Annotated in this window: 21 protein-coding genes; 13 read left to right on the plus strand and 8 right to left on the minus strand. The window is 73.1% G+C overall.

All coding sequences use genetic code 11. The annotated features are described in order from the left end of the window. Nucleotides 1-27 precede the first annotated feature (27 nt). Nucleotides 28-1,797 carry an LCP family protein gene (locus FAF44_RS56045; RefSeq protein WP_237108041.1) on the plus strand — a complete coding sequence of 590 codons (1,770 nt, stop codon included), beginning with the start codon at nucleotides 28-30 and terminating at the stop codon, nucleotides 1,795-1,797. A gap of 195 nt (nucleotides 1,798-1,992) precedes the next feature. Here FAF44_RS56045 and FAF44_RS37190 read toward each other — a convergent pair whose 3' ends face one another. Continuing rightward, the gene (locus tag FAF44_RS37190) at nucleotides 1,993-3,942 is read right to left on the minus strand and encodes a spermidine synthase (RefSeq protein ID WP_237108042.1); all 1,950 of its coding nucleotides are present in this window, start codon (nucleotides 3,940-3,942) and stop codon (nucleotides 1,993-1,995) included. Between the two features lie 276 nt (nucleotides 3,943-4,218). Here FAF44_RS37190 and FAF44_RS37195 point away from each other — a divergent pair, with 276 nt between their 5' ends. Then, nucleotides 4,219-5,577 carry a S8 family serine peptidase gene (locus FAF44_RS37195; protein ID WP_237108043.1) on the plus strand — a complete coding sequence of 453 codons (1,359 nt, stop codon included), beginning with the start codon at nucleotides 4,219-4,221 and terminating at the stop codon, nucleotides 5,575-5,577. Nucleotides 5,578-5,613: 36 nt separating this feature from the next. Here the strand turns inward: FAF44_RS37195 and FAF44_RS37200 are convergent, their stop codons facing one another. Together FAF44_RS37200 and FAF44_RS37205 are read right to left on the minus strand one after the other, a co-directional pair. Next, nucleotides 5,614-6,339 (minus strand): ABC transporter permease, encoded by a 726-nt coding sequence (locus tag FAF44_RS37200; protein WP_237108044.1) that lies wholly within the window; start codon nucleotides 6,337-6,339, stop codon nucleotides 5,614-5,616. After that, on the minus strand, nucleotides 6,339-7,094 hold the full coding sequence (locus FAF44_RS37205) for an ABC transporter ATP-binding protein (RefSeq protein ID WP_237108045.1): 756 nt from the start codon (nucleotides 7,092-7,094) through the stop codon (nucleotides 6,339-6,341). The genes FAF44_RS37200 and FAF44_RS37205 overlap by 1 nt, the downstream gene beginning before the upstream one ends. Nucleotides 7,095-7,162: 68 nt before the next feature. On the opposite strand from FAF44_RS37205, the gene FAF44_RS37210 reads away from it, so the two are divergent. Then, complete coding sequence (locus FAF44_RS37210) at nucleotides 7,163-7,864, plus strand: TetR/AcrR family transcriptional regulator (RefSeq protein ID WP_237108046.1); 702 nt, start codon at nucleotides 7,163-7,165, stop codon at nucleotides 7,862-7,864. Here FAF44_RS37210 and FAF44_RS37215 read toward each other — a convergent pair. Next, on the minus strand, nucleotides 7,790-8,089 hold the full coding sequence (locus FAF44_RS37215; protein ID WP_237108047.1) for a DUF4190 domain-containing protein: 300 nt from the start codon (nucleotides 8,087-8,089) through the stop codon (nucleotides 7,790-7,792). The genes FAF44_RS37210 and FAF44_RS37215 overlap by 75 nt on opposite strands. A 113-nt stretch (nucleotides 8,090-8,202) precedes the next feature. Between FAF44_RS37215 and FAF44_RS37220 the strand changes: the two genes are divergently transcribed. Continuing rightward, nucleotides 8,203-9,123: an ion transporter gene (locus tag FAF44_RS37220; RefSeq protein WP_237108048.1), complete on the plus strand. Its 921-nt coding sequence runs from the start codon at nucleotides 8,203-8,205 to the stop codon at nucleotides 9,121-9,123. A 72-nt stretch (nucleotides 9,124-9,195) separates the two neighbouring features. Here FAF44_RS37220 and rpsD read toward each other — a convergent pair whose 3' ends face one another. Beyond that, nucleotides 9,196-9,810 (minus strand): 30S ribosomal protein S4, encoded by a 615-nt coding sequence (gene rpsD / locus FAF44_RS37225; RefSeq protein ID WP_237108069.1) that lies wholly within the window; start codon nucleotides 9,808-9,810, stop codon nucleotides 9,196-9,198. Between the two features lie 77 nt (nucleotides 9,811-9,887). On the opposite strand from rpsD, the gene FAF44_RS37230 reads away from it, so the two are divergent. Beyond that, nucleotides 9,888-10,589 carry a DUF2470 domain-containing protein gene (locus FAF44_RS37230; protein WP_237108049.1) on the plus strand — a complete coding sequence of 234 codons (702 nt, stop codon included), beginning with the start codon at nucleotides 9,888-9,890 and terminating at the stop codon, nucleotides 10,587-10,589. 184 nt (nucleotides 10,590-10,773) lie between these two features. On the opposite strand, the gene FAF44_RS37235 is transcribed toward FAF44_RS37230, so the two are convergent. Next, nucleotides 10,774-11,988: an ROK family transcriptional regulator gene (locus FAF44_RS37235; protein ID WP_237108050.1), complete on the minus strand. Its 1,215-nt coding sequence runs from the start codon at nucleotides 11,986-11,988 to the stop codon at nucleotides 10,774-10,776. Between the two features lie 142 nt (nucleotides 11,989-12,130). Between FAF44_RS37235 and zwf the strand changes: the two genes are divergently transcribed. The 8 genes from zwf to FAF44_RS37275 all read left to right on the plus strand — a co-directional run bounded on the left by zwf (nucleotide 12,131) and on the right by FAF44_RS37275 (nucleotide 22,338). After that, nucleotides 12,131-13,615, plus strand: coding sequence for a glucose-6-phosphate dehydrogenase (gene zwf, locus FAF44_RS37240; protein ID WP_308193445.1), 1,485 nt, complete (start codon nucleotides 12,131-12,133; stop codon nucleotides 13,613-13,615). Next, nucleotides 13,612-15,555: a phosphogluconate dehydratase gene (gene edd, locus FAF44_RS37245; protein ID WP_237108051.1), complete on the plus strand. Its 1,944-nt coding sequence runs from the start codon at nucleotides 13,612-13,614 to the stop codon at nucleotides 15,553-15,555. Before zwf ends, edd begins: the two co-directional genes overlap by 4 nt. A 162-nt stretch (nucleotides 15,556-15,717) precedes the next feature. Next, nucleotides 15,718-16,683: a glucokinase gene (gene glk / locus FAF44_RS37250; RefSeq protein WP_237108052.1), complete on the plus strand. Its 966-nt coding sequence runs from the start codon at nucleotides 15,718-15,720 to the stop codon at nucleotides 16,681-16,683. Nucleotides 16,684-16,778: 95 nt separating this feature from the next. Continuing rightward, entirely contained in the window at nucleotides 16,779-17,390 is a 612-nt protein-coding gene (eda, locus tag FAF44_RS37255) for a bifunctional 4-hydroxy-2-oxoglutarate aldolase/2-dehydro-3-deoxy-phosphogluconate aldolase (protein ID WP_237108053.1), read from the plus strand. A 95-nt stretch (nucleotides 17,391-17,485) separates the two neighbouring features. Then, nucleotides 17,486-18,112, plus strand: coding sequence for a TetR/AcrR family transcriptional regulator C-terminal domain-containing protein (locus FAF44_RS37260; RefSeq protein ID WP_237108054.1), 627 nt, complete (start codon nucleotides 17,486-17,488; stop codon nucleotides 18,110-18,112). Nucleotides 18,113-18,288: 176 nt separating this feature from the next. Then, nucleotides 18,289-19,047 carry an IclR family transcriptional regulator gene (locus FAF44_RS37265; RefSeq protein ID WP_237108055.1) on the plus strand — a complete coding sequence of 253 codons (759 nt, stop codon included), beginning with the start codon at nucleotides 18,289-18,291 and terminating at the stop codon, nucleotides 19,045-19,047. A 139-nt stretch (nucleotides 19,048-19,186) separates the two neighbouring features. After that, a complete protein-coding gene (locus tag FAF44_RS56050; RefSeq protein WP_237108056.1) occupies nucleotides 19,187-20,329 on the plus strand; it encodes a cytochrome P450 in 1,143 nt (380 codons plus the stop codon). Nucleotides 20,330-20,478: 149 nt separating this feature from the next. Further along, the gene (locus tag FAF44_RS37275; protein WP_237108057.1) at nucleotides 20,479-22,338 is read left to right on the plus strand and encodes a serine/threonine-protein kinase; all 1,860 of its coding nucleotides are present in this window, start codon (nucleotides 20,479-20,481) and stop codon (nucleotides 22,336-22,338) included. Here FAF44_RS37275 and FAF44_RS37280 read toward each other — a convergent pair. Both FAF44_RS37280 and FAF44_RS37285 read right to left on the minus strand, forming a co-directional pair. After that, nucleotides 22,335-23,075: an NAD(P)-dependent oxidoreductase gene (locus tag FAF44_RS37280; protein ID WP_237108058.1), complete on the minus strand. Its 741-nt coding sequence runs from the start codon at nucleotides 23,073-23,075 to the stop codon at nucleotides 22,335-22,337. The two genes, FAF44_RS37275 and FAF44_RS37280, sit on opposite strands and share 4 nt — an antisense overlap. Before the next feature lie 91 nt (nucleotides 23,076-23,166). After that, complete coding sequence (locus FAF44_RS37285) at nucleotides 23,167-23,883, minus strand: FadR/GntR family transcriptional regulator (RefSeq protein WP_237108059.1); 717 nt, start codon at nucleotides 23,881-23,883, stop codon at nucleotides 23,167-23,169. Nucleotides 23,884-23,887: the final 4 nt, after the last annotated feature.

The raw sequence follows: 23,887 nt of genomic DNA on the forward strand, positions 1-23,887 counted from the left end.
GCCTGGTAGGCAGGTAAGGAGCCAGGTGTGAGCAATGGCGATGGGGTGGACACGCCGCCAGAAGGCAGGAAACGGCGCCCCACGCGACGATCGCGCGCGACTTCCGGCACGGCGGGCAACCCCGAGTCCGCCGCGCCCGGCGGCGGCGCGCCGGGCCGCAGCGGCAAGACGGGCGGCACCGGCACGTCCGGCAGAGCCGCTTCCGGCGGTTCCGGCGGTTCCGGAAGCGCGCCGCGCGGCGGCCCCGGCAAGACCGACGGGCCGGGCAGGTCCCGCGCGAGCCGGCCCCGGCCGGGCGCGCCGCGCTTCGCCAAACCGCTCACCCCCGCCTCCCTGCTCGGCTGGACCGCGCTGTCCGCCATCGTGCCCGGCGCCGCGCACCTGCGGGCCGGGCACCGCCGTACCGGGCTGGTGCTGATCAGCGTGTACGCGGTGCTGCTGCTCGGTGCCCTGGCCATCGGCCTGAGCCTGGCCGGGAACCTGGCCAACGCGTCCTGGCTGGCCCACGAGGGCAACATGATGCTGGTCGTCGTGATCTCCTCGGTGCTCGCGCTGTGCTGGTTCGCGGTGCTGGCGACCTCGTACGCGGTGCTCGGCCCGAACCGGCTGAACCAGCACGGCCAGATCGTCACCGGCATCGTGGTGGGCGTGCTGTGCGTGGCGGTCATGTCGCCGTTCGCGCTCACCGCCAACTACGTCGTGGCCTTCCGCAACACGGTCGGGGCCATCTTCCCCTCCGACCCCGACCCGGAGTCGCCCGAGACCTCCCACAACCCCGCCGACCCGTGGAACGGCAGGGACCGCGTCAACTTCCTGCTCATCGGCGGCGACGCGGCCGGCAACCGGACCGGCGTTCGCACCGACAGCATGAACGTGGCCAGCGTGGACCTCAACACCGGCGCCACCGTGCTGTTCAGCCTGCCGCGCAACCTGCAGCACGTGCGCTTCCCGTCCTCCTCGCCGCTGCACAAGCAGTTCCCGAACGGGTTCATGGCCGAACTGCCCAACGGCGGCCTGCTCAACGAGGTCTGGCAGTACGCCAACGACAACCCGCAGCTCATGGGCGGCAAGAACAAGGGCCCGCGGGCGCTGATGGACGCCATCGGCTTCACGCTCGGCCTGAAGATCGACTACTACATGCTGATGAACATGTACGGCTTCGCCGACCTCGTGGACGCCATCGGCGGCCTGCGGATCAAGGTCACCGAGGACGTCAAGTGGGGCGGCCTCTACGGCACCGCGGGCACCATCAAGGCGGGCTACCGGAAGCTGACGGGCGAGCAGGCCCTGTGGTACGGGCGCTCCCGCGTCGGCAGCGACGACTTCTCCCGCATGTCCCGCCAGCGCTGCGTCATCGGCGCCTTCGCCCAGCAGGCGACCCCGTCGGTGATCCTCACCAGGTTCGAGAAGATCGCCGGCGCGGCCAAGCGGCTGGCGCAGACCAACATCCCGCAGGGCCTGCTGCCGGCGCTGGTGGAGCTGGCGGTCAAGGTCAAGGACGCCAAGATCACCAGCCTGCAGTTCGTGCCGCCGGAGTTCTACTCGGGGCGTCCGGACTGGGCCAAGATCCGTACGGCGACGCGGAAGGCGGTCAGCGACTCGCTCCGGCCGCGGCGCGCGCAGGCGGCCAACGTCAGCGCCTCGCCCAGCGCGACCGCGTCACCGAGCACGACCGCCTCGCCCGGCGCGACCGCCTCGGCACCGCCCGGGACCCGCGCCGCCACGCCCACCGAGACGCCGACCCGCAACAACCAGAAGGGCGCGGCGCAGTCCCTCGACGAACTCTGCGGCCTGTGACCCCGCGCCTTTCCAGCGCCGGATGACCGCGCGCCGGGCGGGCCGGCGAAGCCCGCCCGGCGATATCCGGGAAACCGGCTTCCCTTTCCGCCGGGCCCTTCGGCCGGCGCCATTCCGGAAGGTCCGATATCCCGGCGGAAACCACCCACCTGACCGCCGGTCAAGGCGCCAGGAAGGGCGGCCCCGGAAACGCGCTCACGCCGGGACGGCGTTCTTCCTGGGCAGCAGGGCCATCGCGCCGACGTAAAGCAGGGCCGCCACGATGAGCAGGCCCTTGTAGCCGGTCACCAGGGCCACGTACTCCAGGCAACCGCCGACCATCGCGCCCAGCAGGTTCGCGCCGAAGGACGTGGTCGCGTCGGCCGTCTCCGCGAAGCGCTTGGCGAAGACCACGTTCGCGGCGAAGATCGGCAGGAACGCGACCACGACGGCGGCCACCGCCCGCAGCGGGAGCGGGAGCGACAGCAGCCACTCGTTCGGCACGAGCCAGGACAGCAGCAGGCCCGCGAACAGCACGCCGTACATGACGGGCAGCGGCGGGGTGCGGAAGCGGCGGGTCACCTCGACGGCGGCGAGCACCGCGACGAGCACCCCGGCGAAGACGATCGCGTTGACCACCCACGTGGTGCCGAACAGCAGCGCGAACCCGGTCACGCTCTTGGTCTCCAGCAGCATGAACGCCACACCCAGCAGGAACAGGTCGGTGTACGGCCGCATCCGCCGGTACGGGCCCGCCACCACACGCACGGCCAGCAGGCTGACGATGAGGATCAGGCCGAGCGTGATGATGTAGATCGGCGGGATCGTGGCTTCCTTGAGGTACAGGAAGGGCCGGTCGTCGCCGGCGGGCGCGGGCGTGCCGGCCGCCGCCCCCGGCCACTCGGCGGCGCAGCGCTGGTCGGCCGCGGCCAGCCCGGCGGTGATGACGGCCTGCTGCCCGGCGGTGCTGACGACGTCCACGCAGGGCTTGTGGCCGAAGGCGCGCTGCATGGTCGAGGCGAGGCGATCGACGAGCCAGCTCTCGCGGTAGTAGTTGTACATCGAGAACGTGCCGCCCGGCTTGAGGTGGGCGCGGGCCGCCCGCATGGCCTCCTCGGTGAACAGGTAGCTCTCCAGGCGCAGCGAGCTGGCCCCGGAGACGAGGGTGAGCGAGTCGGGCAGGGCGAACAGGATCAGGTCGTAGGTGGCGCCGGTGCGCTCCAGGAAGGCGCGGCCGTCGGTGACGTGGGTGGTGACGCGCGGGTCGTCGTAGGGCCGGTCGGGGTGCACGGAGCCGCCCAGCTCGCGCAGCTTGGGGTCGATCTCGACGGCGTCGACGCGGTTGGCGCCCTTGGACAGCGCGATCGCCACGTCGGTGCCGCTGCCCGCGCCGACGATGAGCACGTCCTTGGGCGGCTTGCTCGCCCGCTCGTACGGCAGGCCGTACTGGGCCTCCCACTGCAGGCGGGCGTGGGCGGGCACGGCCTGCTGGTGCGGGATGCCGTTGACCGCGATGTCGGTGACGGGGATGCCGACCTGCACGAGCTGCTTGGTGGTGACCTTGTAGTACGGCGACCAGATCGCGCCGGCGGTGAGCGTCTCGGCCAGCAGCAGCCCGACCACGGCCACGGCCGGCACGGCCACGAGCCCGACGTAGAGCGTGCGCGGCCTGGGCACGAGCAGCACGCCGTAGCAGACGGCCGCGATGAGCCCCCAGAACACCGGCGGCGCGCTGAGGAACGACAGCGCCGTGAACGCCACGATGCCGGTGAGGCTGCCGATCAGGTCGTAGCGGTAGGCCTCCAGGCGCGGCAGCTCGGGGAAGCACCGGCCGACCAGCTCGGCGGGCCCCATGAGCACGACGGCGGCGGCGCAGAAGATCACCGGCAGGATCGCCCAGGCGGGCGGCCCGCTGGTGGACAGGCTCGTCCAGTAGAGGACGCCCTCGGTGTTGCGGTCGACGGTGACCGGGAAGGTCAGCACGACGATGACCAGCACGGCCAGCACGACGGGCGAGTAGTACGGCTGCCGTCGCGAGCGCCCCACGCGCAGGAAGCCGAGCCCGATCCCGAGAAAGGACCCGAGCAGCACGAAATTGGTGAAATAGCTGAGGTGGACGATGTTCGACCCGGTCCAGCGGATCAGCGCCAGCTCGAGGAAGAGCATGAAGGCACTGGCGAGGATGAGCCTCGGCCGCACGGCCAGCCAATGGGCCTTTTCTCCGTCGTCTACCGGCTTTTGCGCCTGGAGCGTCATAACGCCTCACCGTAGTGAACAGACCGGGGACAAGGAAGTCTGACGTCCCGGAACAAATGTCATCCCCTTCCTCACAAATGCGGAGTTTTCGCAGGTCAAAACGCGCGGATCCGCTGGACGAACGTGTCGGGATGAGTGAATGTTGGGAGGTTCGTTTCCCTCCACAAACGTCTTCGGCGGTGGCACATGCGGATCCTGATCCAGCTCCGTCCCTCCCCTGATCTGGTCGCGGCGGTCGCCGACCCCGCCCAGACCGTCACCACGGCCGACGTCGCCGACGGGCTGCCCGGGGTCGAACTCGACCCGGCCTTCACCCCGGTGGCCGTGCCCCGGCCCGTGCCCGCGGCGGGCGCCGACCCGCTCTCGCTCAGCCAGCCGCTCGACTTCTCCCTCGCCGCCGGGGACGCCTCGGTGCTCGTGCGCGGCACGATCTCCGACGACGAGCTGACCGCCAGGGTCGCGCTGCTGCCGGCGCTCAGGCCCGACGTGGTGGGCGTCTTCGCCGACCCCGTCATCGAGTCCACGCCGGTGTGCGGGGGCGACCCGCCGTCCGGCGACTGGCACGACGTCGAGCGGCTGCTGACCGTACCCGGACTGCACGCCGAGGGTCTCGACGGGACCGGCGTGGCGACGGCCGTGCTGGACACCGGGATCAACGCCGCGCACGCGGCCAGGCGGCTCGGCAGGGCCGTCACGGTGGACGCCGCGCGCTCCTGGAGCCCGCCGGGCGTGCGCGGCAGGCCGGGCGGGTTCGAGGTCGGCCACGGCACGATGTGCGCCTTCGACGTGCTCGTCACCGCCCCCCAGGCGTCGCTGATCGACGTCCCGGTGCTGCTGTCCGCCCGGCCGGGCGGCTCGGCGCTCGACGGGCTGCTGTCGGACGCGGTGGCGGCCTTCGCGCACCTGCGCGGCGTGCTCGACGCGCAGCCCGCCGGGTCGCGGGCGCTGGTGGTGACCAACTCGTGGGGGTCGTTCTCGCCCGAGTGGGACTTCCCGGTGGGGCATCCGGGCAACTACTCCGACAACGCGGCGCACCCGTTCAACCTGATGGTCGCCGCGCTCGACAAGGCGGGCGCGGACGTGCTGTTCGCGGCCGGCAACTGCGGGCGCGAGTGCCCCGACGGGCGCTGCGCGTTCACCGGCCGGCCCATCGCGGGCGCCAACTCCCACCCGAAGGTCCTGTCGGTGGGCGGCGTGGACGTCAACGGCGAGCGGGTCGGGTACTCCTCGCAGGGTCCGGGACGCCTGACCGCCCGCAAGCCGGACGTGTGCGCGTACACGCACTTCCTCGGGTCCGGGGCGTTCGGCTCCGGCGAGGCCGACTCGGGCACCTCGGCGGCCACGCCGGTCGCGGCCGGGCTGGTGGCGGCGGTGCGCACCCGCTGGCCCGCCGCCAAGCTGTCGCCGGCCCAGTTGCGGGCGCTGCTGCGCAGGACGGCCGAGGACCGCAGCGAGGTCGGCTTCGACTACGACTACGGTTACGGCATCGTGGACCCGGCCGGGATCCTCGCCGCGCTCCAGCGGCGCGCCAGGAACGCGGCCTGACGCCTCGGGGCGGGCCCCAGGGCGGGGCCCGCCCTCCTACGCGTGCTCGCGGTTGTGGACGCGGGTGCCGATCGCGAGCCCGGCGGCGGCGAACAGGAGCGTCACCGCCACGCCGGCGGCCACCGCCCCGGTCAGGTAGCGGCCGTGGAACAGCTCGCGCAGCGCCTCCAGCACGTACCGGAACGGGCTGGCGTGGGACAGGCCGTCAAGCCAGCCCGGCGCCATCGACATCGGCAGGAACGTGCCGGACAGCAGGAGCAGCGGCACCACCGCCGTCGTCATCACCGGCGCGAACAGGTGCTCGTCGATGGTCAGCGCGATCGCGTACGACAGCGCGGCCAGCCCGGCCCCGAGCACGGCGACCAGGGTGAGCCCGGCCGCCAGCCCGAGCACGGGGGCGCGCAGCCCGAAGGCGAAGGCCACCGCGAGAAGCAGCAGCGTCTGCGCGACCAGCGTGACGACGTTGTTGAGCACCCGGCCGAGCAGCAGCGCCAGCCGCCCGACCGGGGTGACGCGCATGCGCTCCAGCACGCCGGTGCGCCGGTCGAAGACCACCCCGAACCCGGCCATGCCCGCGCTCATCAGCCCGAGCTGGACGATCAGCCCCGGCACCAGCGTCTCCCAGGTGCCGAAGGTGGCGAAGATCGGCCCGAACAGCACCAGGAACAGCAGCGGCTGGAGCATGCCGATCACGACACCGGCCTTCTGCCGCAGCGTGACGTCCAGGTCGTGGCGGAACAGCAGCCAGGTCTCGCGCGGCATCAGGCCCCCTTGCCGGTCGGTGTGCCCTGCTCGCGCGGCGACCTGCCGGTGAGGTCGAGGAAGACGTCGTCGAGCGTGCGCCCGCCGGTCTTCAGCTCGGCCGGCGCGCCCTCGGCCACGATGCGGCCGTGGTCGATGATCAGCACGCGGTCGCAGAGGGCGTCGGCCTCGTCGAGGTAGTGGGTGGTCAGGAAGACCGTCATGCCCCGGCCGTCGCGCAGCGCGCGGACGTGCTCCCACAGGTTGGCGCGGCTCTGCGGGTCGAGGCCGGTGGTCGGCTCGTCGAGGAAGAGCAGCACCGGGTCGTGCAGCAGCGCGAACGCGATGTCGAAGCGGCGGCGCTGCCCTCCGGAGAGCGCGACGGGGATCTGGGTCTCCAGCCCGGTGAGCTCCAGCCGGCCCAGGACGTCGTCGATTCGCGCGGCGACGGCGCGGCGGCTCAGGCCGTACAGCATGCCCTGCAGTTCCAGTTCGCCCTTGACCGGGCTGACGGGCGGCAGGCCGCTGCCCTGGGCGACGTAGCCGATGCGCCGGCGCACCTGCCGCTGCTCGGCGACCAGGTCGTGGCCGGCCACCGTGGCGGTGCCCGCGGTGGGGCGCAGCAGGGTGGTCAGCATGCGCATGGTCGTGGTCTTCCCTGCGCCGTTGGGGCCGAGGAAGCCGACGATCTCGCCCGGCCGCACCGACAGATCGACTGCGCTGACGGCCTCCACGCCGCCTTTGAAGGTCTTGCTCAGACCTGAAGTGTCAATCACTTTTCATCGCCTCCAAATTTATGGTAACCCCAAACTTAGTGTCACTGCAAATTTGGTACGATGGAGGCATGACAGAAGGGCTGCGGGAGCGCAAGAAGCGCGAGACGAGGGAGCGCATCTCGGACATCGCGACGGGCCTGTTCATTGCCCGGGGCTTCGACAACGTGACGGTGGCCGAGGTCGCGCAGGCCGCGGACGTGTCCGTCAACACGGTCTTCAACTACTTCAGCACGAAGGAGGACCTGTTCGCCGACCGGCAGGAGCTGGCCGTGGAGCTGCCGCAGCAGGTGCTGCGCGAGCGTGGGCCGGGAGAGAGCGTGGTGCGCGCGTTCCGGCGCGACTTCCTCGACGCCGTCGGCACCCGCCACTGGCGCTACGGCCTCAACGCCGGCAACGACGTCTTCACCAGGGTCGTCAACGCCAGCCCCGCCCTGGTGGCCAGGATGCGCGAGGTCGGCGACGGACGCGAACGGGGTCTGGCCCGCGCGCTGGCCAGCGAGCTGGAGGCCGGGCCCGGAGACCTGACGCCCAGCATGGTCGCCGCGCACGTCCTCAACACCACGCGGATCCTGAGCGAGCACGCCGTGGCCATGATGCTGGCGGGCGAGCCGTGGGAGCGGATCGAGCCGTCGCTCAGGGCGCAGGCCGAGAGCGCCTTCGACCTGCTGGAGGCCGGGCTGGGCGACGTCGGCGGGCTAGGCCGTCGAGCTGATGATGGCGGCGAGGACGCCGAGGGCGATGAACCCCAAGGTGAGGATCAGCATCACTGAGCCGATGATGCCGCAGACCCGCCCGGCCTGGATCTGGCTGCGGTTGTCGTAGTGCCGGCCGCTCTCGTCGATCTCGCGCAGCGCCCGGTTGCCCATCGACCAGGCGAAGGGGCCGATGAACGTGCAGACCACCAGGCTCAGGATGCCCAGGACGAGGATGGTCGTGCCGTTCGGATGGCTCTGCGGCGGCGGGTAGTACCCGGCGCCGTAATCGGGATAGGACAAGTCGCGCGGCCCTCTCACGTGAACGTCAGGTGGGCTTTTATACCACAGTCTCCCTCTTGATCATTATGCGTCATCATGGTACGCACCTGATCCCCCCTGAGGAGCCTGCCCCCGTGCGTGAACGCACCCGAACCCTGCTGTCCCACCGGCATTTCCAGCGGTTCATCATCGGCGTCATCCTGATCAACGCGGTGACCCTCGGCCTGGAGACCTTCCCCACCGTCCTCGCGGAGTACGGCCCCCTCCTGACCGTGGTCGACCACGTGGCGCTCTACATCTTCACCGCCGAGCTGATCGCCAAGCTGTACGTCGAGCGCGCCGCCTTCGTCCGCGACCCGTGGAACATCTTCGACACCATCATCGTCGCCATCGCCTTCGCCGCCACCAACGGCGGCCTGTCGGTGCTGCGCGCCCTGCGCATCCTGCGCGTGCTGCGCCTGCTGTCCGTCGTGCCGAGCCTGCGCCGCGTGGTCTCCGCGCTGCTGCGGGCGATGCCCGGGATGAGCTCGATCGTGGTGCTGCTGTCGCTGGTGCTGTACGTGGCCGCCGTCATGGCCACCAAGCTCTACGGGCAGACCGCGCCGGACCGCTTCGGCAGCCTGCCGACCTCGCTGTTCACCCTCTACCAGACGATGACGGGGGACGACTGGGGCAACATCGCCAAGGAGGTGATGAGCCGGCATCCCACGGCGTGGATCTTCTTCACCATCTTCATCCTGGTGTGCACGTTCGTCGTGCTCAACCTCTTCCTCGCGGTCGTGGTGAGCGCGATGGACGAGGAGAACGCCGAGGAACGGGCGGCGATTGAGGACAACACGACGCACCTCATGGAGGACACCAGGGCCCACACGCGGCAGCTCCTCGACGAGCTGGCCGAACTGCGCAAGGAGGTCGCCGAGTTGCGCGGGCTGCGCGAGGCCGCCCCGGCCCTGTCCGCCGCCGGCGGCGGCACGATGGCCGGAGCCGGCGGCGGCGCGATGGCCGGAGCCGGCGGCAAGAAGAAGGCCCGGGGGAAGCGGTCACGGTCCGCGTGATCGCTTCCCCCGGGCCCGTCCCGGTGGAGCCTCCCGGTCAGAGGCTCTCCGGGGTCCCCGGGGTCTCTGGGGTCATCGCGAGTAGAACTCCACGACGAGCTGCTCGTCCACCGGGATCGCGATCTGCTCGCGCTCGGGCCGCTGCGCCAGCGTGAAGCGCAGCTCGGGCAGCTCGACCGACAGGTAGGCCGCGGTGCGCTCGTCGGCGTACACGCCCTCCGCCGCGGCCACGAACGGCTGCATCCGGCGCGAGCGCTCCCGCACCGAGACCACCTGCCCCGGCTTGACGAGGTAGCTGGGGATGTCCACCTTCCGGCCGTCCACGGCGATGTGCCCGTGGTTGACGTACTGGCGGGCCGCGTAGATCGACGGCGCCAGGCCGGCGCGCAGCACGAGCGAGGCCAGGCGGGTCTCCAGGATCGTGACGAGCTCGGCGCCCGACGCGCCCGACCTGCGTACGGCCAGGTCCCAGTAGCGGCGGAGCTGCCGCTCGGACACGTCGTAGTACCAGCGCAGCTTCTGCTTCTCCATCAGCCGCAGCCCGTAGTCGCCGGAGCTGCGGCGATTGGTCTTGCGGCCGTGCTCGCCCGGCGGGTAGGGGCGCTGCTCGAAGTAGCGGACGGCTTTCCTGGTCAGCGGGACGCCCGCGCGACGAGACAGTCGCACCTTCGGGCCGGTGTAGCGCACGTTCACCTCGATGTGATTAGGTAGTCCTTACTTAGGCAAGCCTAACCTACCATCGTTGTCGCTCTCAAGGAGGCGTCATGCTGCCGATCCCCGAGCGGGTCCGCACCCTCGCCGCGACGGCCAACGTCGCCAAGCTCTCCGTGGACGGCGCCCCTTCGCCCGCGCGCGGCGGGGTGGACGAGCGCGGGCGGCCCGTGCTGCTGGTGCGGCCCGGCGAGCCCCTGCACGGGCTGCGCGCGGACGCGGTCGTGGCGGTGAACCTCACCGCGATGCGGGAACTGGGTACCGTCACACACCCCCGGGGACTGATCGAGGTGCAGGGCTGGGCGGAGGCCGTACCGGAGGCCGAGGCCCGCGCCGCCGCGGTGGCCGTGGCCGGGCACAGCGCCGACGAGAGCCTCTTCGACGCCCTCGAACGCTTCGGACACCCCGACGCGCCCCGGCTGCTGCGGCTCGACGTGGGGCAGGTGGTGTACCTGACGGGACAGGAGTCGGGCGTGCTGGACGCCGACGACTACCTCGGGGCATCGCCCGACCCGCTCGCCGAGACGGCGGAGCGGGTGCTCGCCCACGTCAACGCCTCGCACCGGCCCCAGCTCTCGGCGGGCGTCGCGCGGCAGCTCGGCGAGCCGGCCGCCGAGGTGTGGCTGTGGGAGCTGGACCGCTACGGGGCCACCGTGCGGGTGGACGAGGCGCTGGTGCGCTTCCCCTGGCCGACGCCCGCCCGCTCCGGCCTCTCCCTGGAGACGGCGCTGCGCGGGCTCCTGTGCACCTGCTGACACCCGCCTGATACCCGCCGCACGCGCCGATGCCGCGCGCCCGCTGATAGCCGTACGCCCGCTGATACCCGCGCGCCCGCTGATAGCCGTGCGCGTGCCGATACCCGTGCGCGTGCCGATGCCGTGTGTGTGCCGGCGAACCGTCGTCCCGGGCGGTGCCGCCCGCGCCGGGCCCGGTGGGCGGTCAGCCCGCTTCGGTCGCGGGCACCCGGTCGCGGCGCAGCATCGTGAGGGTCATGCTCTCGTCCACGGTCTCCGGCGACAGCACGTGGTCCAGGACCATCACCGCGCACCCGTTGATGCCCGCCCCCGCCCCCAGCCGGCTCGGCTCGATGCGCAGCCGGCGGGTCGCCAGGGCGGTGGAACGGCGGTAGACGACCTCGCGGATGCTCGACACCAGGGGCCCGAACGCCTCCGCCATGTCCCCGCCGAGCACCACCACCGACGGGTTGAGGATGTTGACCGCCACGGCCAACACCTCCCCGATGCGCCGGCCGGCCTCGCGGACCGTGGCCATCGTCTCGGCGTCGCCGGCCCGGACGAGCGCCGTCACGTCCGAGATCGCCCTGACGTCCTTGCCGCGGGCCCGCAGGTCGCGCAGGAGCGCGGTGCCGCTGGCCACGGAGTCGACGCAGTCGTGGTTGCCGCAGCGGCACAACACGCCGCCCCCGTCCAGCACGGGGATGTGGCCGATCTCGCCCGCCGCCCCGAGCGCGCCGCGCAGGATGCCCCCGGCGGCGATCACCCCGGCGCCGATGCGGGTCGAGATCTTGACGAACATGAGGTCGTCGAGGTCGGGGTAGGCGCCGCGGTGCTCGCCGATGGCCAGCACGTTCACGTCGTTGTCGACGAGCACGGGGACGGGGAAGCGCGCGCGGATGATCGGCGGGATGACCACGCCGGTCCAGGACGCCATGACGCGGGCGCTCTCGGTGCGACCCTGCGCGAACTCGACCGTGGCGGGCACGCCCATCCCGACGCCCCTGATCATCGAGCGCGGCCGGTCGCCGAGCAGTTCGTCCCAGGTGTCCATGAGCAGCGGCAACACGGTGCCGGGCCCCTGCTCGACGTCCATGGCGAACTCGCGTCCGGCCAGCTCGTGCCCGGCGAGGTCGCAGACGGCCACCCGCGTCCGTGAGGCGCCGAGCGCGGCCACCAGCACGACGCCGCCGGCGGCGTTGAACTCCAGGCGGACCGGCGGCCGGCCGCCCGTGGACGGGGCGTCGGTGCGCTCCACGACGAGGCCGCGTTCCAGCAGCTCTCCGACGCGCAACTGCACCGCGGGGCGCGACAGGCCGGTCACCCGGCCCAGATCGGCCCGCGTCACGGCCTCACCGGTGCGGATGAGGCGGAGCACCTCGCCACTCGTGGCGAGGGCGGCAGCGGTACGTCGAGGCATCGGCTAAGTGAACCACATGCAGTTGTGTCATGAAAAGTCACGACTTTTTCATCTCAAATACCAAAACTCCGCTTGTGTACGACCCAAACTCTCGTTAGTGTCCGTTCTGTCCCTGCTTGGTAGATCATCGGAGTCCCGCACCGTGTCCACCGCCCCGTCCGCCCCCGCCGCTCCGGTCGCCCACGCCGCCGACCTCGTCGTCTTCGGCGGCACCGGCGACCTGTCCATGCGCAAGCTGATCCCGGCGCTGTTCCACAGCGACAGGGAGGGCAGGCTGGCCCCCGAGACCCGCGTCATCGCCATGTCCAGGGGCGGCCTCACCGACGCCGACTTCCGCGGCAAGGTGGACGCCGAGGTGCGCCACCAGTTCCCCGTGGACGACGAGACCCTGTGGCAGCGCTTCCTCGGCCGCCTGCACCACGTGTCGGTGGACGTCGGCGGGGACGACACCTCCGGATGGGACGCCCTCGCCGAACTGCTGACCGGCCACGAGGCCCGCGACCGGGTCTTCTACCTGGCCAGCCCGCCCCGGACGTTCGGCCCGTTCTGCCGCGAGCTGGAGCAGGCCGGCCTGGTGACCCCGCGCTCGCGCGTGGTGCTGGAGAAGCCGCTGGGCCACGACCTGCCCAGCGCGCAGCGCATCAACGACGAGGTCGGCGCCATCTTCGACGAGCACCAGATCTTCCGCATCGACCACTACCTGGGCAAGGAGACGGTGCAGAACCTGCTGGTGCTGCGCTTCGCCAACGCCTTCCTCGAACCGATCTGGAACTCCCTCTGGATCGACCACGTCCAGATCACGGCCGCCGAGACGGTCGGCACGCCGGGCCGGCGCGGTTACTACGACCACGCGGGCGCGCTGCGCGACATGGTGCAGAACCACCTGCTGCAGCTCCTGACGCTGACCGCGATGGAGCCGCCGGCCCACAACGACCGCGAGGCCATCCGCGACGAGAAGGTCAAGGTGCTGCAGGCGCTGCGGCCGATCGCGGGCGGCGAGGTGGACCGTTTCACCGCGCGCGGCCAGTACACGGCGGCCGGCGACATGGTCGGCTACCTCGACGAGCCCGCCTCCACGCCGCCGAACGAGGCGTCGCGGCGGGTGGAGACGTTCACCGCGATCCGGGCCGAGGTCAAGAACTGGCGATGGGCCGGGGTGCCGTTCTACCTGCGCACCGGCAAGCGCATGCCGTACCGGCGCTCGGAGATCGTGGTGCAGTTCAAGGACGTGCCGCACTCCATCTTCCCCGGCGGGGCCCCGAACCGGCTCGTGCTGCGGCTCCAGCCGGAGGAGGGCATCGAGCTGCACATCATGGCCAAGGAGCCGGGCGCGGGCGAGGTGACGCTCAAGCCGGTGCCGCTGTCGCTGAGCTTCGGCAAGACGTTCACGGCGCGGGTGCCGGAGGCGTACGAGCGGCTGCTGATGGACGTGCTGGCCGGGAATCCGACGCTGTTCATGCGCCGCGACGAGGTCGAGGCGGCCTGGCGGTGGATCGATCCGATCCTCGACGCCTGGCAGGCCGACCCGGCGCCGCCCGAGCCCTACCCCGCAGGAACCACCGGCCCCGCCGGAGCCCACGAACTGCTCGGCCGCAGCGGTCGCGCCTGGCACGAGGAGGACCAGTGAACAGGATCATCCAGGAGATCACCGACCGCATCGCCGAGCGCAGCGCCGCCAGCCGTACCGCCTACCTCGAGCGGATCCGCCGTGACGGCGAGGCCGCCAGGGCGAAGGGGCCGGCGCGGGCGCACCTCGGCTGCGCGAACCTCGCGCACGGCTTCGCGGGTGCCTCCGCGCAGGACAAGCCCGCCCTGCGCAGTGCGGCGAAGCCCGGCGTGGCCATCGTGACCAGCTACAACGACATGCTGTCCGCGCACCAGCCGTACGAGACGTACCCGCAGGAGCTGAAGGAGGCCGTGCGCAAGGCGGGCGGCGTGGCTCAGGTGGCGGGCGGCGTGCCGGCGATGTGCGACGGCATCACGCAGGGCCGGGCCGGCATGGAGCTGTCGCTGTACAGCCGCGACGTGATCGCCATGTCCGCCGCGATCGCGCTGTCGCACGACATGTTCGACGCCACGCTGCTGCTGGGCGTGTGCGACAAGATCGTGCCCGGACTGTTCATCGGGGCGCTGCACTTCGGGCACCTGCCGGCGATCTTCGTGCCCGCCGGCCCGATGGCCTCGGGCCTGCCGAACAAGGTCAAGGCCCGCACCCGGCAGCTCTTCGCCGAGGGCAAGGTCGGCAGGGACGAGCTGCTCGACGCCGAGGCGAAGTCGTACCACTCGCCCGGCACCTGCACCTTCTACGGCACCGCGAACTCCAACCAGGCGCTGATGGAGGTCATGGGCCTGCACCTGCCGGGCTCGACGTTCGTCAACCCGCACACCGAGCTGCGCCACGCCCTGACGCGGGCGGCCGGACGCAGGGCGGTGGAGATCACGGCGCACGGCGGCGCGTACACGCCGATCGGCGAGCTGGTGGACGAGAAGTCCGTCGTGAACGCCTGCGTCGCCCTGCTGGCCACCGGCGGCTCCACGAACCACACGCTGCACCTGGTGGCCATGGCCGCCGCCGCGGGCATCGTGCTGACCTGGGACGACCTGGGCCGCCTGTCGGGCGCCGTGCCGTCGCTGACCAAGATCTACCCGAACGGCCAGGCGGACGTGAACCACTTCCGCGACGCCGGCGGCATGCAGGTGCTCATCGGCGACCTGCTGGACGAGGGGCTGCTGCACGCGGACGTCCTGACCGTGGCGGGCCCCGGCCTCGACCGCTACCGGGAGGCCCCGGAGCTGGTGGACGGCGAGCTGGTCTGGGCGCCGGTCACGGGCGGCAGCAAGGACCGGGACGTGCTGCGTCCGGTCGCCGACCCGTTCTCCGCCGACGGCGGCATCCACATGCTCGCGGGCAACCTGGGCCGCGCGGTCAGCAAGGTCTCCGCGGTCAAGCCCGAGCACCTGGTGATCGAGGCGCCGGCCAAGGTCTTCCACGACCAGCTCGACCTGCTGACGGCGTTCGAGGCGGGCGAGCTGGACGGGCAGGACTTCGTGGCGGTCATCCGCTACCAGGGCCCGAGCGCGAACGGCATGCCCGAGCTGCACAAGCTCACCTCGCCGCTTGGGGTGCTGCTCGACCGGGGGCAGCGGGTGGCGATCGTGACCGACGGCCGCATGTCGGGCGCGTCCGGCAAGGTGCCCGCGGCCATCCACCTGTCGCCCGAGGCCGCCGACGGCGGGCCGATCGCGCTGGTCCGCGAGGGCGACGTGATCAGGCTGGACTCGGCGGCGGGCACGCTGGAGCTGCTGGTGCCGGCCGAGGAGCTGGCCCGCCGCGCTCCCGAGGGCCGCCCGCTGAGCGACGCGCAGTGGGTGGGCACGGGCCGCGAGCTGTTCGCCGCCTTCCGGCGGATGGCGGGTCACGCGGAGCAGGGCGCGGGCATCTTCGGGGTGAGCGGCGCCGAGTCGCCGCACCACGGCCCCGGCCTGGGCTTCCCGGCCGAGGCCGGCGCCTCGCACCTGGAGACGGGCGCGCCGGTCGGCGCGCGGCCCGCCGGACTGGTGCGGTGACCAGATATTTGCCAGTACGGTGCTCTGTGTCCGTTTGGCGCGCGCTGAACGCTCCCGAGCCCGTACGTCCGCACGACCCTGCCTGGGGCGACGTGAACGAGCGTGACATCCTTCGGTGTACGGCGAGCGATCTTGCCGCCGCCCTGAATGCCGGAGGTATGCGTGAGTGCCTTTGACCTTCCGTGGCTCGTGGCCGACATCGGGGGCACCAATGCCCGGTTCGGCCTGGTCACCTCGCCGGGAGCGCGTCCGTCGAACGTCGCGGTCCTGGCGGGCGCCGACTACGGCACCCTCCCGGAAGCCGTAGCCGCCTATCTCGCGGAGCACGCGGGCGGAGTGCGGCCGGGGGCGGCCTGCCTGGCACTGGCGGGACCGATCGACGGCGATCACTACCGGCTCACGAACTCGGCGTGGTCCGGCTCCGTCCGCGACCTCGACGTGCCCTACACCCGGCTGCTCAACGACTTCGAGGCGCTGGCCGTGTCGCTGCCGCACCTGACCGGCGACGAGCTGGTGACCCTGGGCGGGCCCCCGCCCGGCCACGGGGTCAAGGCGGTGCTGGGCCCCGGGACGGGGCTCGGCGTCGGCGGCCTGGCGCCGATCGAGGACGGCTGGACGGCGATCCCCGGCGAGGGCGGGCACGCCACGGTGCCGGTGTCGGAGCCTCGGGAGATCGAGGTCGTGCGGGCGCTGCGCTCGCAGGGCGTGCCGCACGTGGTGGCCGAGCACCTGCTGTCGGGCCCCGGCCTGGTGCGGCTGCACCGGGCGCTGGCCCTGGTCAACGGCGTCGGCGCGGCGGCCCTGACCGCCTCCGACATCGTGGCCAGGGTGGACGACTCGCTGTGCGCCGAGACGGTGGACGTGTTCTGCGGCCTGCTCGGCACCTTCGCCGCCAATGTGGCCCTGACGCTCGGCGCCCGCGGCGGGGTGTACCTGGCCGGCGGGGTGCTGCCCCGTATCGTGGAACGGGTGCGTGCCAGCGCCTTCCGCGCGCGGTTCGACGGCAACCCCGACATGGCCGCCTACCTCTCGGGCATCGGGACCGTGCTGATCGTCGCGGCCCAGCCGGGGATGACGGGCGCGGCGGCCTGGCTGCACCAGCGGGCCCGCAGGGAGCTGGTGGGCTGAGCGCTGCCCGTTGAGCCGGCCCGTGCTGGGCAGGTGACCGCGTTGTACCGGACTATGACGACGGCCGTGAAGCGGCCGACGAGGAGAGATACCCCATGAGCCTGCTCGATCTCGCCCCAGTGATCCCCGTCTTGGTGATCGAGGACGCCGGGACCGCCGTGCCCCTCGCCCGCGCGCTGGTGGCCGGCGGCCTGCCGGTCATCGAGGTGACGTTGCGCACCCCGTCCGCGCTCGAGGCCATCGCCAGGATCGCCGAGGAGGTGCCCGAGGCGACCGTGGGCGCGGGCACGATCCGGACCACCGACGACATCGCCTCGTCCGTGGCGGCGGGGGCGAGGTTCCTCGTCTCGCCGGGCACGACCCTGGCGCTGGTCGAGGCGCTGGACTCGAGCGGCGTGCCGTACCTGCCGGGCGCGGCCACCGTGTCCGAGGTCATGGCGCTGGCCGAGCGGGGGATCAGGGACCTGAAGTTCTTCCCCGCCGAGGCGGCGGGCGGCCTGCCCTATCTGAAGGCGCTTTCGAGCCCGCTGCCCGACGTGCGCTTCTGCCCGACGGGCGGGATCCGTCCCGAGACCGCCCGCGACTACCTGGCGCTGCCGAACGTGGGCTGCGTCGGCGGCACCTGGCTGACCCCGGCCGACGCGCTGGCCGCCGGTGACTGGGGCCGGGTGGAGAAGCTGGCGGCCGAGGCCGCGGCCCTGCGGTAGGCCCTGCGGTAGGGCGCGGCGGCCCGATCCGGATGCTCACGTCGTACGCGGGACTATATTTACGACGTAAGAATCGCCGATCCGGGAGGCCCGCCATGTCCCCGAACCGCGGCCGCGGCCAGAACGCCGGGCTGACCCGCCAGGCCATCCTCCAGGCGGCCCTGGCGCTGGCCGACCGCGACGGGCTGAAGGCGCTGTCGATGCGCCGCATCGCCCAGGAGCTCGGCGTCGAGGCCATGTCCCTCTACCAGCACGTCGGCGGCAAGGACGCGCTGCTGGACGGGCTGGTGGAGCAGCTCGTCACCCGGGTCGCGCCGCCGCCCGGGGCGGGCTCCTGGCAGGAGGGCCTGCGCGGCTACGCCCACGCGCTGCTGGACGTCCTGCTCGCGCACCCGCACGTCGTCCCGCTCGTGCTCACCCGGCCCGCGCTCACCTCGCGCAACCTGCGGGTCATGGAGGAAGGGCTGCGGACGCTGCGGGCCGCGGGCTTCCCGCTGGATCGGGCGCTGGACATGCTGTACGCCGTGGCGGGTTTCGTCGTCGGCCACGCGGCCCTGATGACCGCCGACACCCCCGGCGGGAGCGTGCCGCCCGAGGTGGACCCCCAGGAGACGCCCCTCCTCGCCGAGGCCACCCGGGCGGGGGGTCTGTCCGGGGCGGGCGAGCGCTTCGACTTCGCCCTCGACGCCATGGTGCGCGGTTTCGCGCTCCCCTCGCGGTGAAGGGGCCGTTCCCCGGCCGCGCGGAGACCGTCCGGGCGCGCCGGAGCGGTGGTATCAGCGCGCGGCGACCGGGTACGTCAGCACATGTCAAACCGCAGCCCCGGGAAGCCCCTTCCGCTACTCGGAGAGCGAAAGGGACAGTGATGCCGACGGAAACGGTCAGTCAGCCGCGGACGATGACGCACGAGCGCCCCGCCTCCCAGCCGGGCAGTCTGGAACGGGGCATCGACATCCTGCTCGCGCTCAGCACCGCCGCCCGTCCCGTGACGCTGTCGCAGTTGTGCCGGAGCACGGGCCTGCCGAAGTCGACCGCGCACCGCATCCTGGGCGTGCTGTGCTCGCGCGGGCTGGCCCGCCGGGTGGGCAACGCGTACCTGCCGGGCGGGCTGCTGGAGTCGATGGCCGGCATCGCCCGCGCCCGGGTGCCGGGCACCCGCACGGTGGTGCTCCCCTACCTGCTGTACCTGTTCGAGACCACCAGGCAGACGGTGAACCTGGCGGTGCCGTCGGGCCTGGAGGCCCGCTACGTCGAGCGCCTGTACGGCCACAACCGCGTCGGCTCGCGCTCCGACGACCTCGACCGCGCGCCGCTGCACTGCACGGCGACCGGCAAGGCGCTGCTGGCCTTCGACCAGAAGCTGTGCCGGGAGCTGATGGCGCGCGGCGCGTTCGAGCGGCTGACGCGCCGCACGATCACCAACCTGACCGGCCTGGAACGGGAGCTGGCCCAGGTGCGCGCGCACGGCGTCGCCTACTCGCGGGAGGAGTTCACCGAGGGGGTCGCCTGCGTGGCCGCCCCGGTGTTCGGACCCGGCGGACGCATCTGCATGTCGGTCGGCGTGGCCGCGCCCGCCCACCTGGCGCCGCTGGCCAGGCTGGGCATCTCCGTGCGCGGGGCCGCCCAGGCCATCTCCGCCAGGCTCGTCGGCGGCTGAGCGGCGTTCCGGTGACCGGAACACCCGTGCTCCCCGCGGGGCAAGGTGTTCCACTGATCGAAACCGCGCATTGCGATCGCGGGTCCCTGACGATCACATCGGACCATGAACGTCCGAACCGGAGCGCGGGAGCCCGCACGTGCCTAGGGGGCTGCCCAAGGCCACCAGGCTGGAGAGCCTGCGGCTGGCGTCCGCGCTGGTGCCGCCCGGCACGCCGCACTCGACGCCGGGCCGCGACCCGCTGCGCGCACGGGCGCTGCTGGCCGCCCTGGAGGACCGGTACGGCGGCCGTCCCGTGCTGGTGCGCCGCCTGCGCGGGCGGACGCTGCTGGTCATGTCCAAGCGCGACGCCCTGCGCGTGCTGAGCGAGGACGACGACGCCTACGCCCCCGCCCTCGACCAGCGCCCGTTCGGCCTGCCCACGAACGCGCTGCGCCCGCGCTTCATCGAGCTGGCCGGGCAGGAGGCCGCGGGGCTGACCGAGGGGGTGGTGGACCACGCGCGGCTCGACGCCCGCTGGCAGCGCCTGGCCAGGCGCTGCGTCTACGGCGACGGCGCGGCCGGCGACGCCGAGCTGACCCGGCTGCTGGAGAGCCTGACGCGGGCCGTCCGGCGGCGGGCCGGGCGGCGTCAGGAGATCCTGTCGGGCCGCTACGACGCCCGCATCATCGACCACCTGCGCCGGGCCGAGCCCGGCAGCCTGGCCGGGCTGATCGCGCAGACGCCGGAGACCGAGTCACGGGGGCTCATGCAGGCGGCGTTCTGGCTGATGGGGCTGGGCTCGATCGCGGCCGGGCTGACACAGACCCTGGCGCTGCTCGCCGCGCACCCGGTCCACCGCAAGACGGCCCGCAAGGACCCCGAGTACCTGCGGGCGTGCCTGCGCGAGGGGCTGCGCCTGTGGCCCCCGGTGCCCGCGCTGTCGCGGGTGACCACCGCCGAGACCGAGTGGTACGGCACCGTCCTGCCCGCCGGCACCACCGTGGTCGTCCCGGTCGCGGCCCATCAGCGCAGCCCGCGGCTGCCGTACGCGAACGCGTTCGCGCCCGAGATCTGGCTCGACGGCACCGCCGCCGACGAGTGGTGGGCGCGGCCGGGCTGCGACGGCGTGCATCTGACGCTCGCGGTCGGCACGGCCTTCCTGGCGGCGATCCTGCGCGTCTCCCGTCCCAAACCGGTCGGACGGCTGATCTCGCCGCACCGCCCGCTCCCCCACACGATCGATCTGGCGCGGCTGCGGGTCACGATGCGGCCCCTGCGCCGGGACCCCGCTGCGGGCTAGTGGCCACCGGGCAGGTCCTTCCTCCGTTAGAGTTCTGAGGTACAAACGGGATGCCGGGTGGCGGAACGGTTCGGGTGGCCAGCAGCACGGACCGGCGGGAGGAACGGTTCGGTTTGCGACGGGATGACGACGGCGAGAGGACGGCGACGTTGGGGCGCTCCACAGGCACTCCCCTTCAGCCGGAAGATCCGCCGGCGATCGGCCCCTATGAGCTGATCAGCCGTCTCGGCTCCGGCGGCATGGGAGTGGTCTACTTCGCCAAGGACGCCGACGGCTCGCGGGTGGCGCTCAAGGCGATCCGGCGCGACTTCACCGCCGACCCGGTCTACCGGGCGCGCTTCCACGAAGAGGTGTCCAACGCCCGCAAGGTGGCCTCGTTCTGCACGGCCCGGGTGCTCGACCACGGCGAGGACCGCGGCGTGCTCTACCTCGTCACCGAGTACATCGACGGCATCTCCCTCGAGGACCACCTGATCGAGCACGGCGCGCTGTCGCCGTCGGTGCTGCACGCCGCCGCCGTGGGCGTGGCCGCGGCGCTGACCGCCATCCACGCGGCCGGGCTGGTGCACCGCGACCTCAAGCCCGCCAACGTGATGCTGACGCTGGCCGGGCCGCGGGTGATCGACTTCGGGCTGGCCCGCTCGACCCACGTCGACACCCGGCACACCAACGCCGGCATGGTGATGGGCACTCCCGGGTGGATCGCTCCCGAGCAGGTCTTCGAAGGACGTACGAGCCCGGCGGGCGACGTGTTCGCGTGGGGGTCGCTGATCGCGTACGCGGGGCTGGGCGGGCATCCGTTCGGCGAGGGTGACGCGTACGTGATGGCGGCCAGGGCCCGGCAGGCGCCGCCCGACCTGCGGGGGCTGCCCGCGCCGCTGGACCGGCTGGTCGCGACCGCGATCCACCCCGACCCGGCGCGGCGGCCCGCCGCCCGGCAACTGCTCCTGGAACTGGTGGAGGCGTCCGATGAGCCGGCCGCGCAGCTCGCCGCCACCAAGCACCTGACCAACGCGTGGAACCCGTCGGAGTTCGGCCCGCTGATGCCGCCGCCTCCCGAACGCACCGGCCGTCCGCCGCACCCTGCCGAACGGCACCAGGACCGCCCTGCGGAGCCGCCGCACCGGCCGCAGCAGCCGCCTCCTGCCGAGCGCACCGGCCCGACGCCGGGATCGTCCCGAGGGCCGCAGCCGGGCGCCGTGCACGGGGCGCCGCAGCCGCCGCCCGCCGAGCGCACCGGCCCCACGCCGGGATCGTCCCGAGGGCCCCGGCCCGGTGCGGCGCCCGTGCCGCCGCCCGGTGCCGCGCATCTGGTGCCGCCCGCCGAGCGTACGGGCCCCACGCCAGGGGTGAGCCGCGCGCCGAGCCCCGCCGAACGCACCGGGCCCACCCCCGGCTCGTCGCGGAGGCCCCGGCCGGGCGTGCGGGCGCCGTTACCGAACCAGACCGGGCAGGGGCCGCTGCCTCCCCCGACGGGTCAGGTGCCGTTGCCCCACCAGACGGGGCAGGGCCCACTGCCGGGCTATCGTCCGGCCAAGCCCAAGCGGGGCGTGTTCGCGGGCTGCCTGACGGTGTTGGTGATCGCCGCCGTGGTGCTGGTGCTGCTGCTGGCGGGGCTGGCCTGGGTGTTCCGCTCGACCGCCGCCAACGACGCCGGGCAGGCCCGCGACGGTGACCTGAACTTCGCCGTGACCTCCGCGCAGTGCCCCGGGCCGGGCAAGGCCGCGCAGCGCACGTGCCGGATCGGCGTACAGGTCAGGAACGTCGGGGCGGAGGCCAGGGTGCTCGACCCCGGCCGGCAGAAACTGATCGACGACGACGACGGGCCGCACGACGGCACCAAGCTGCTCGACCGCGACGGCAAGGAGATCGCGCCGATCCGCATCGAGGCGGGCGCGTCGTTCGCCGGCGCGCTGGTGTTCGAGCTGCCGAAGGACCTCGAGCCGGCCGAGCTCGAGGTGCACGACGCCGAGCGCAGCGCCGGGGCGCGGCTCGACCTGCCCGGCTAGAAGCCGCGGGCCGGCGACACCACGCCCTCCAGCGGCTCGCCGTCGGCGAAGCGGCGCACGTTCGCGGTGACACGCTCGGCGAGGCCGCGCCAGTAGGCCGGGCGCGGGTTCGCGGAGTGCGGCGTGATCAGGACGTTCTCCAGCGACCAGAGCGGGTGGCCGTCCGGCAGCGGCTCCGGGTCGGTGACGTCGAGCGCCGCGCCGCCGATGCGCCCGGCGCGCAGCGCCTCCACCAGGTCCCCGGTGACGACGAGGCCGCCGCGGGCCACGTTCACCAGCCACGCGTCCGGCTTCATCAGCCCGAACTCGTACGCTCCGAACATGCCCCTGGTGCCGGGCGTGGCGGGGGCCGCGACGACCACGTAGTCGGCCTCGGGCAGGGCGTCGCGGTAGCGGGCGCGGGGCAGCACCGCCGCCCGGGGCAGCTCGCGCGCGGCGGCCAGCATCAGGGCCAGCGCGTGCTCGGCCACGGGCCCGCCGTACGAGCCGGTGGCGGCGGTGAAGACGGGGTGCTCGGTGATGACTCCGGCGTCGGCCCACCGCTCGACGCCCGCGTGCGGGAGCTGGACCCAGGAGATGCCCTCGTGGAGCATGGAGCGCAGCTCGCCGGGGTCGTCGTTGCCGTAGTAGACGATCGCCTCGGCCTCCGCCAGCGGCACGACCCGGCCGCCGGCGCGGCGTACGGCGTCGATGAGCGCGGGCACGGGTTCCGGGCCGACGTGGACGGCGACGGTCATCGGGCTGCCTCCGGGGTCTCAGGGCGTTGATCCCGAGTGAGCATATATCGCACCCGATGTCCGTATGCCTCCCGGCCTGGTGTCCAGGAGATCACCCGACGAGAGGGCAGGCGCTGCCGTCGGGGAGGATCTCGACCTCGCGCCTGGCCGCCGCCATGATCGAGCCGGCCGCCCGTGCCGCGTCCTCGGCGCGGCCCTCGGCGACGGCCACGGCGACGTCGAGGTGGCGGCCCACGGCCGGGTCGTCGAGCCGGGCCGGCGGCAACAGGTCTCTGCGGGCCACGAGCAGTTCCTCGACCACCTCGGCGAGCTGGGCGAACATGCCGTTGCCCGCCGCGCCGAGCAGCACCCGGTGGAAGGCGGCGTCGGCGGTCACGAAGCCCGCGCCGTCGCCCGCCCGCGCGGCCGTGGTCAGGGCATGGGCGTGGACGAGGAGCTCCTGCCGGGCCGGCGACCCGGCGTTGCCGGCGGCCAGCGCGGCGGCGGCGGGCTCGACGGCGGCCCGCAACTCGGCCAGCTCGCGCAGTTGCGCCGCGCGCTCCGGCGAGGTCAGCCGCCAGCGGATCACCTGCGTGTCGTACAGGTTCCACGCGCTCATCGGGCGGACGGTGACCCCGACGCGCGGACGGCTGGAGACCAGCCGCTTCGACTCCAGCACGCGCACCGCCTCCCGCGCGACCGTGCGCGAGACGCCGAACCGCTCCTGGACGTCCTCCAGCCGCAGCACCTCGCCCGCGCGCAGCTCACCGGCCGCGAGCGAACGGCCGAGGCCGTCGACCACCTGCCCGTGCAGGCCCTGCAGCCGCACGCCG

The organism is Nonomuraea sp. MG754425 (genome assembly GCF_021699195.1).
Lineage (GTDB): Bacteria > Actinomycetota > Actinomycetes > Streptosporangiales > Streptosporangiaceae > Nonomuraea.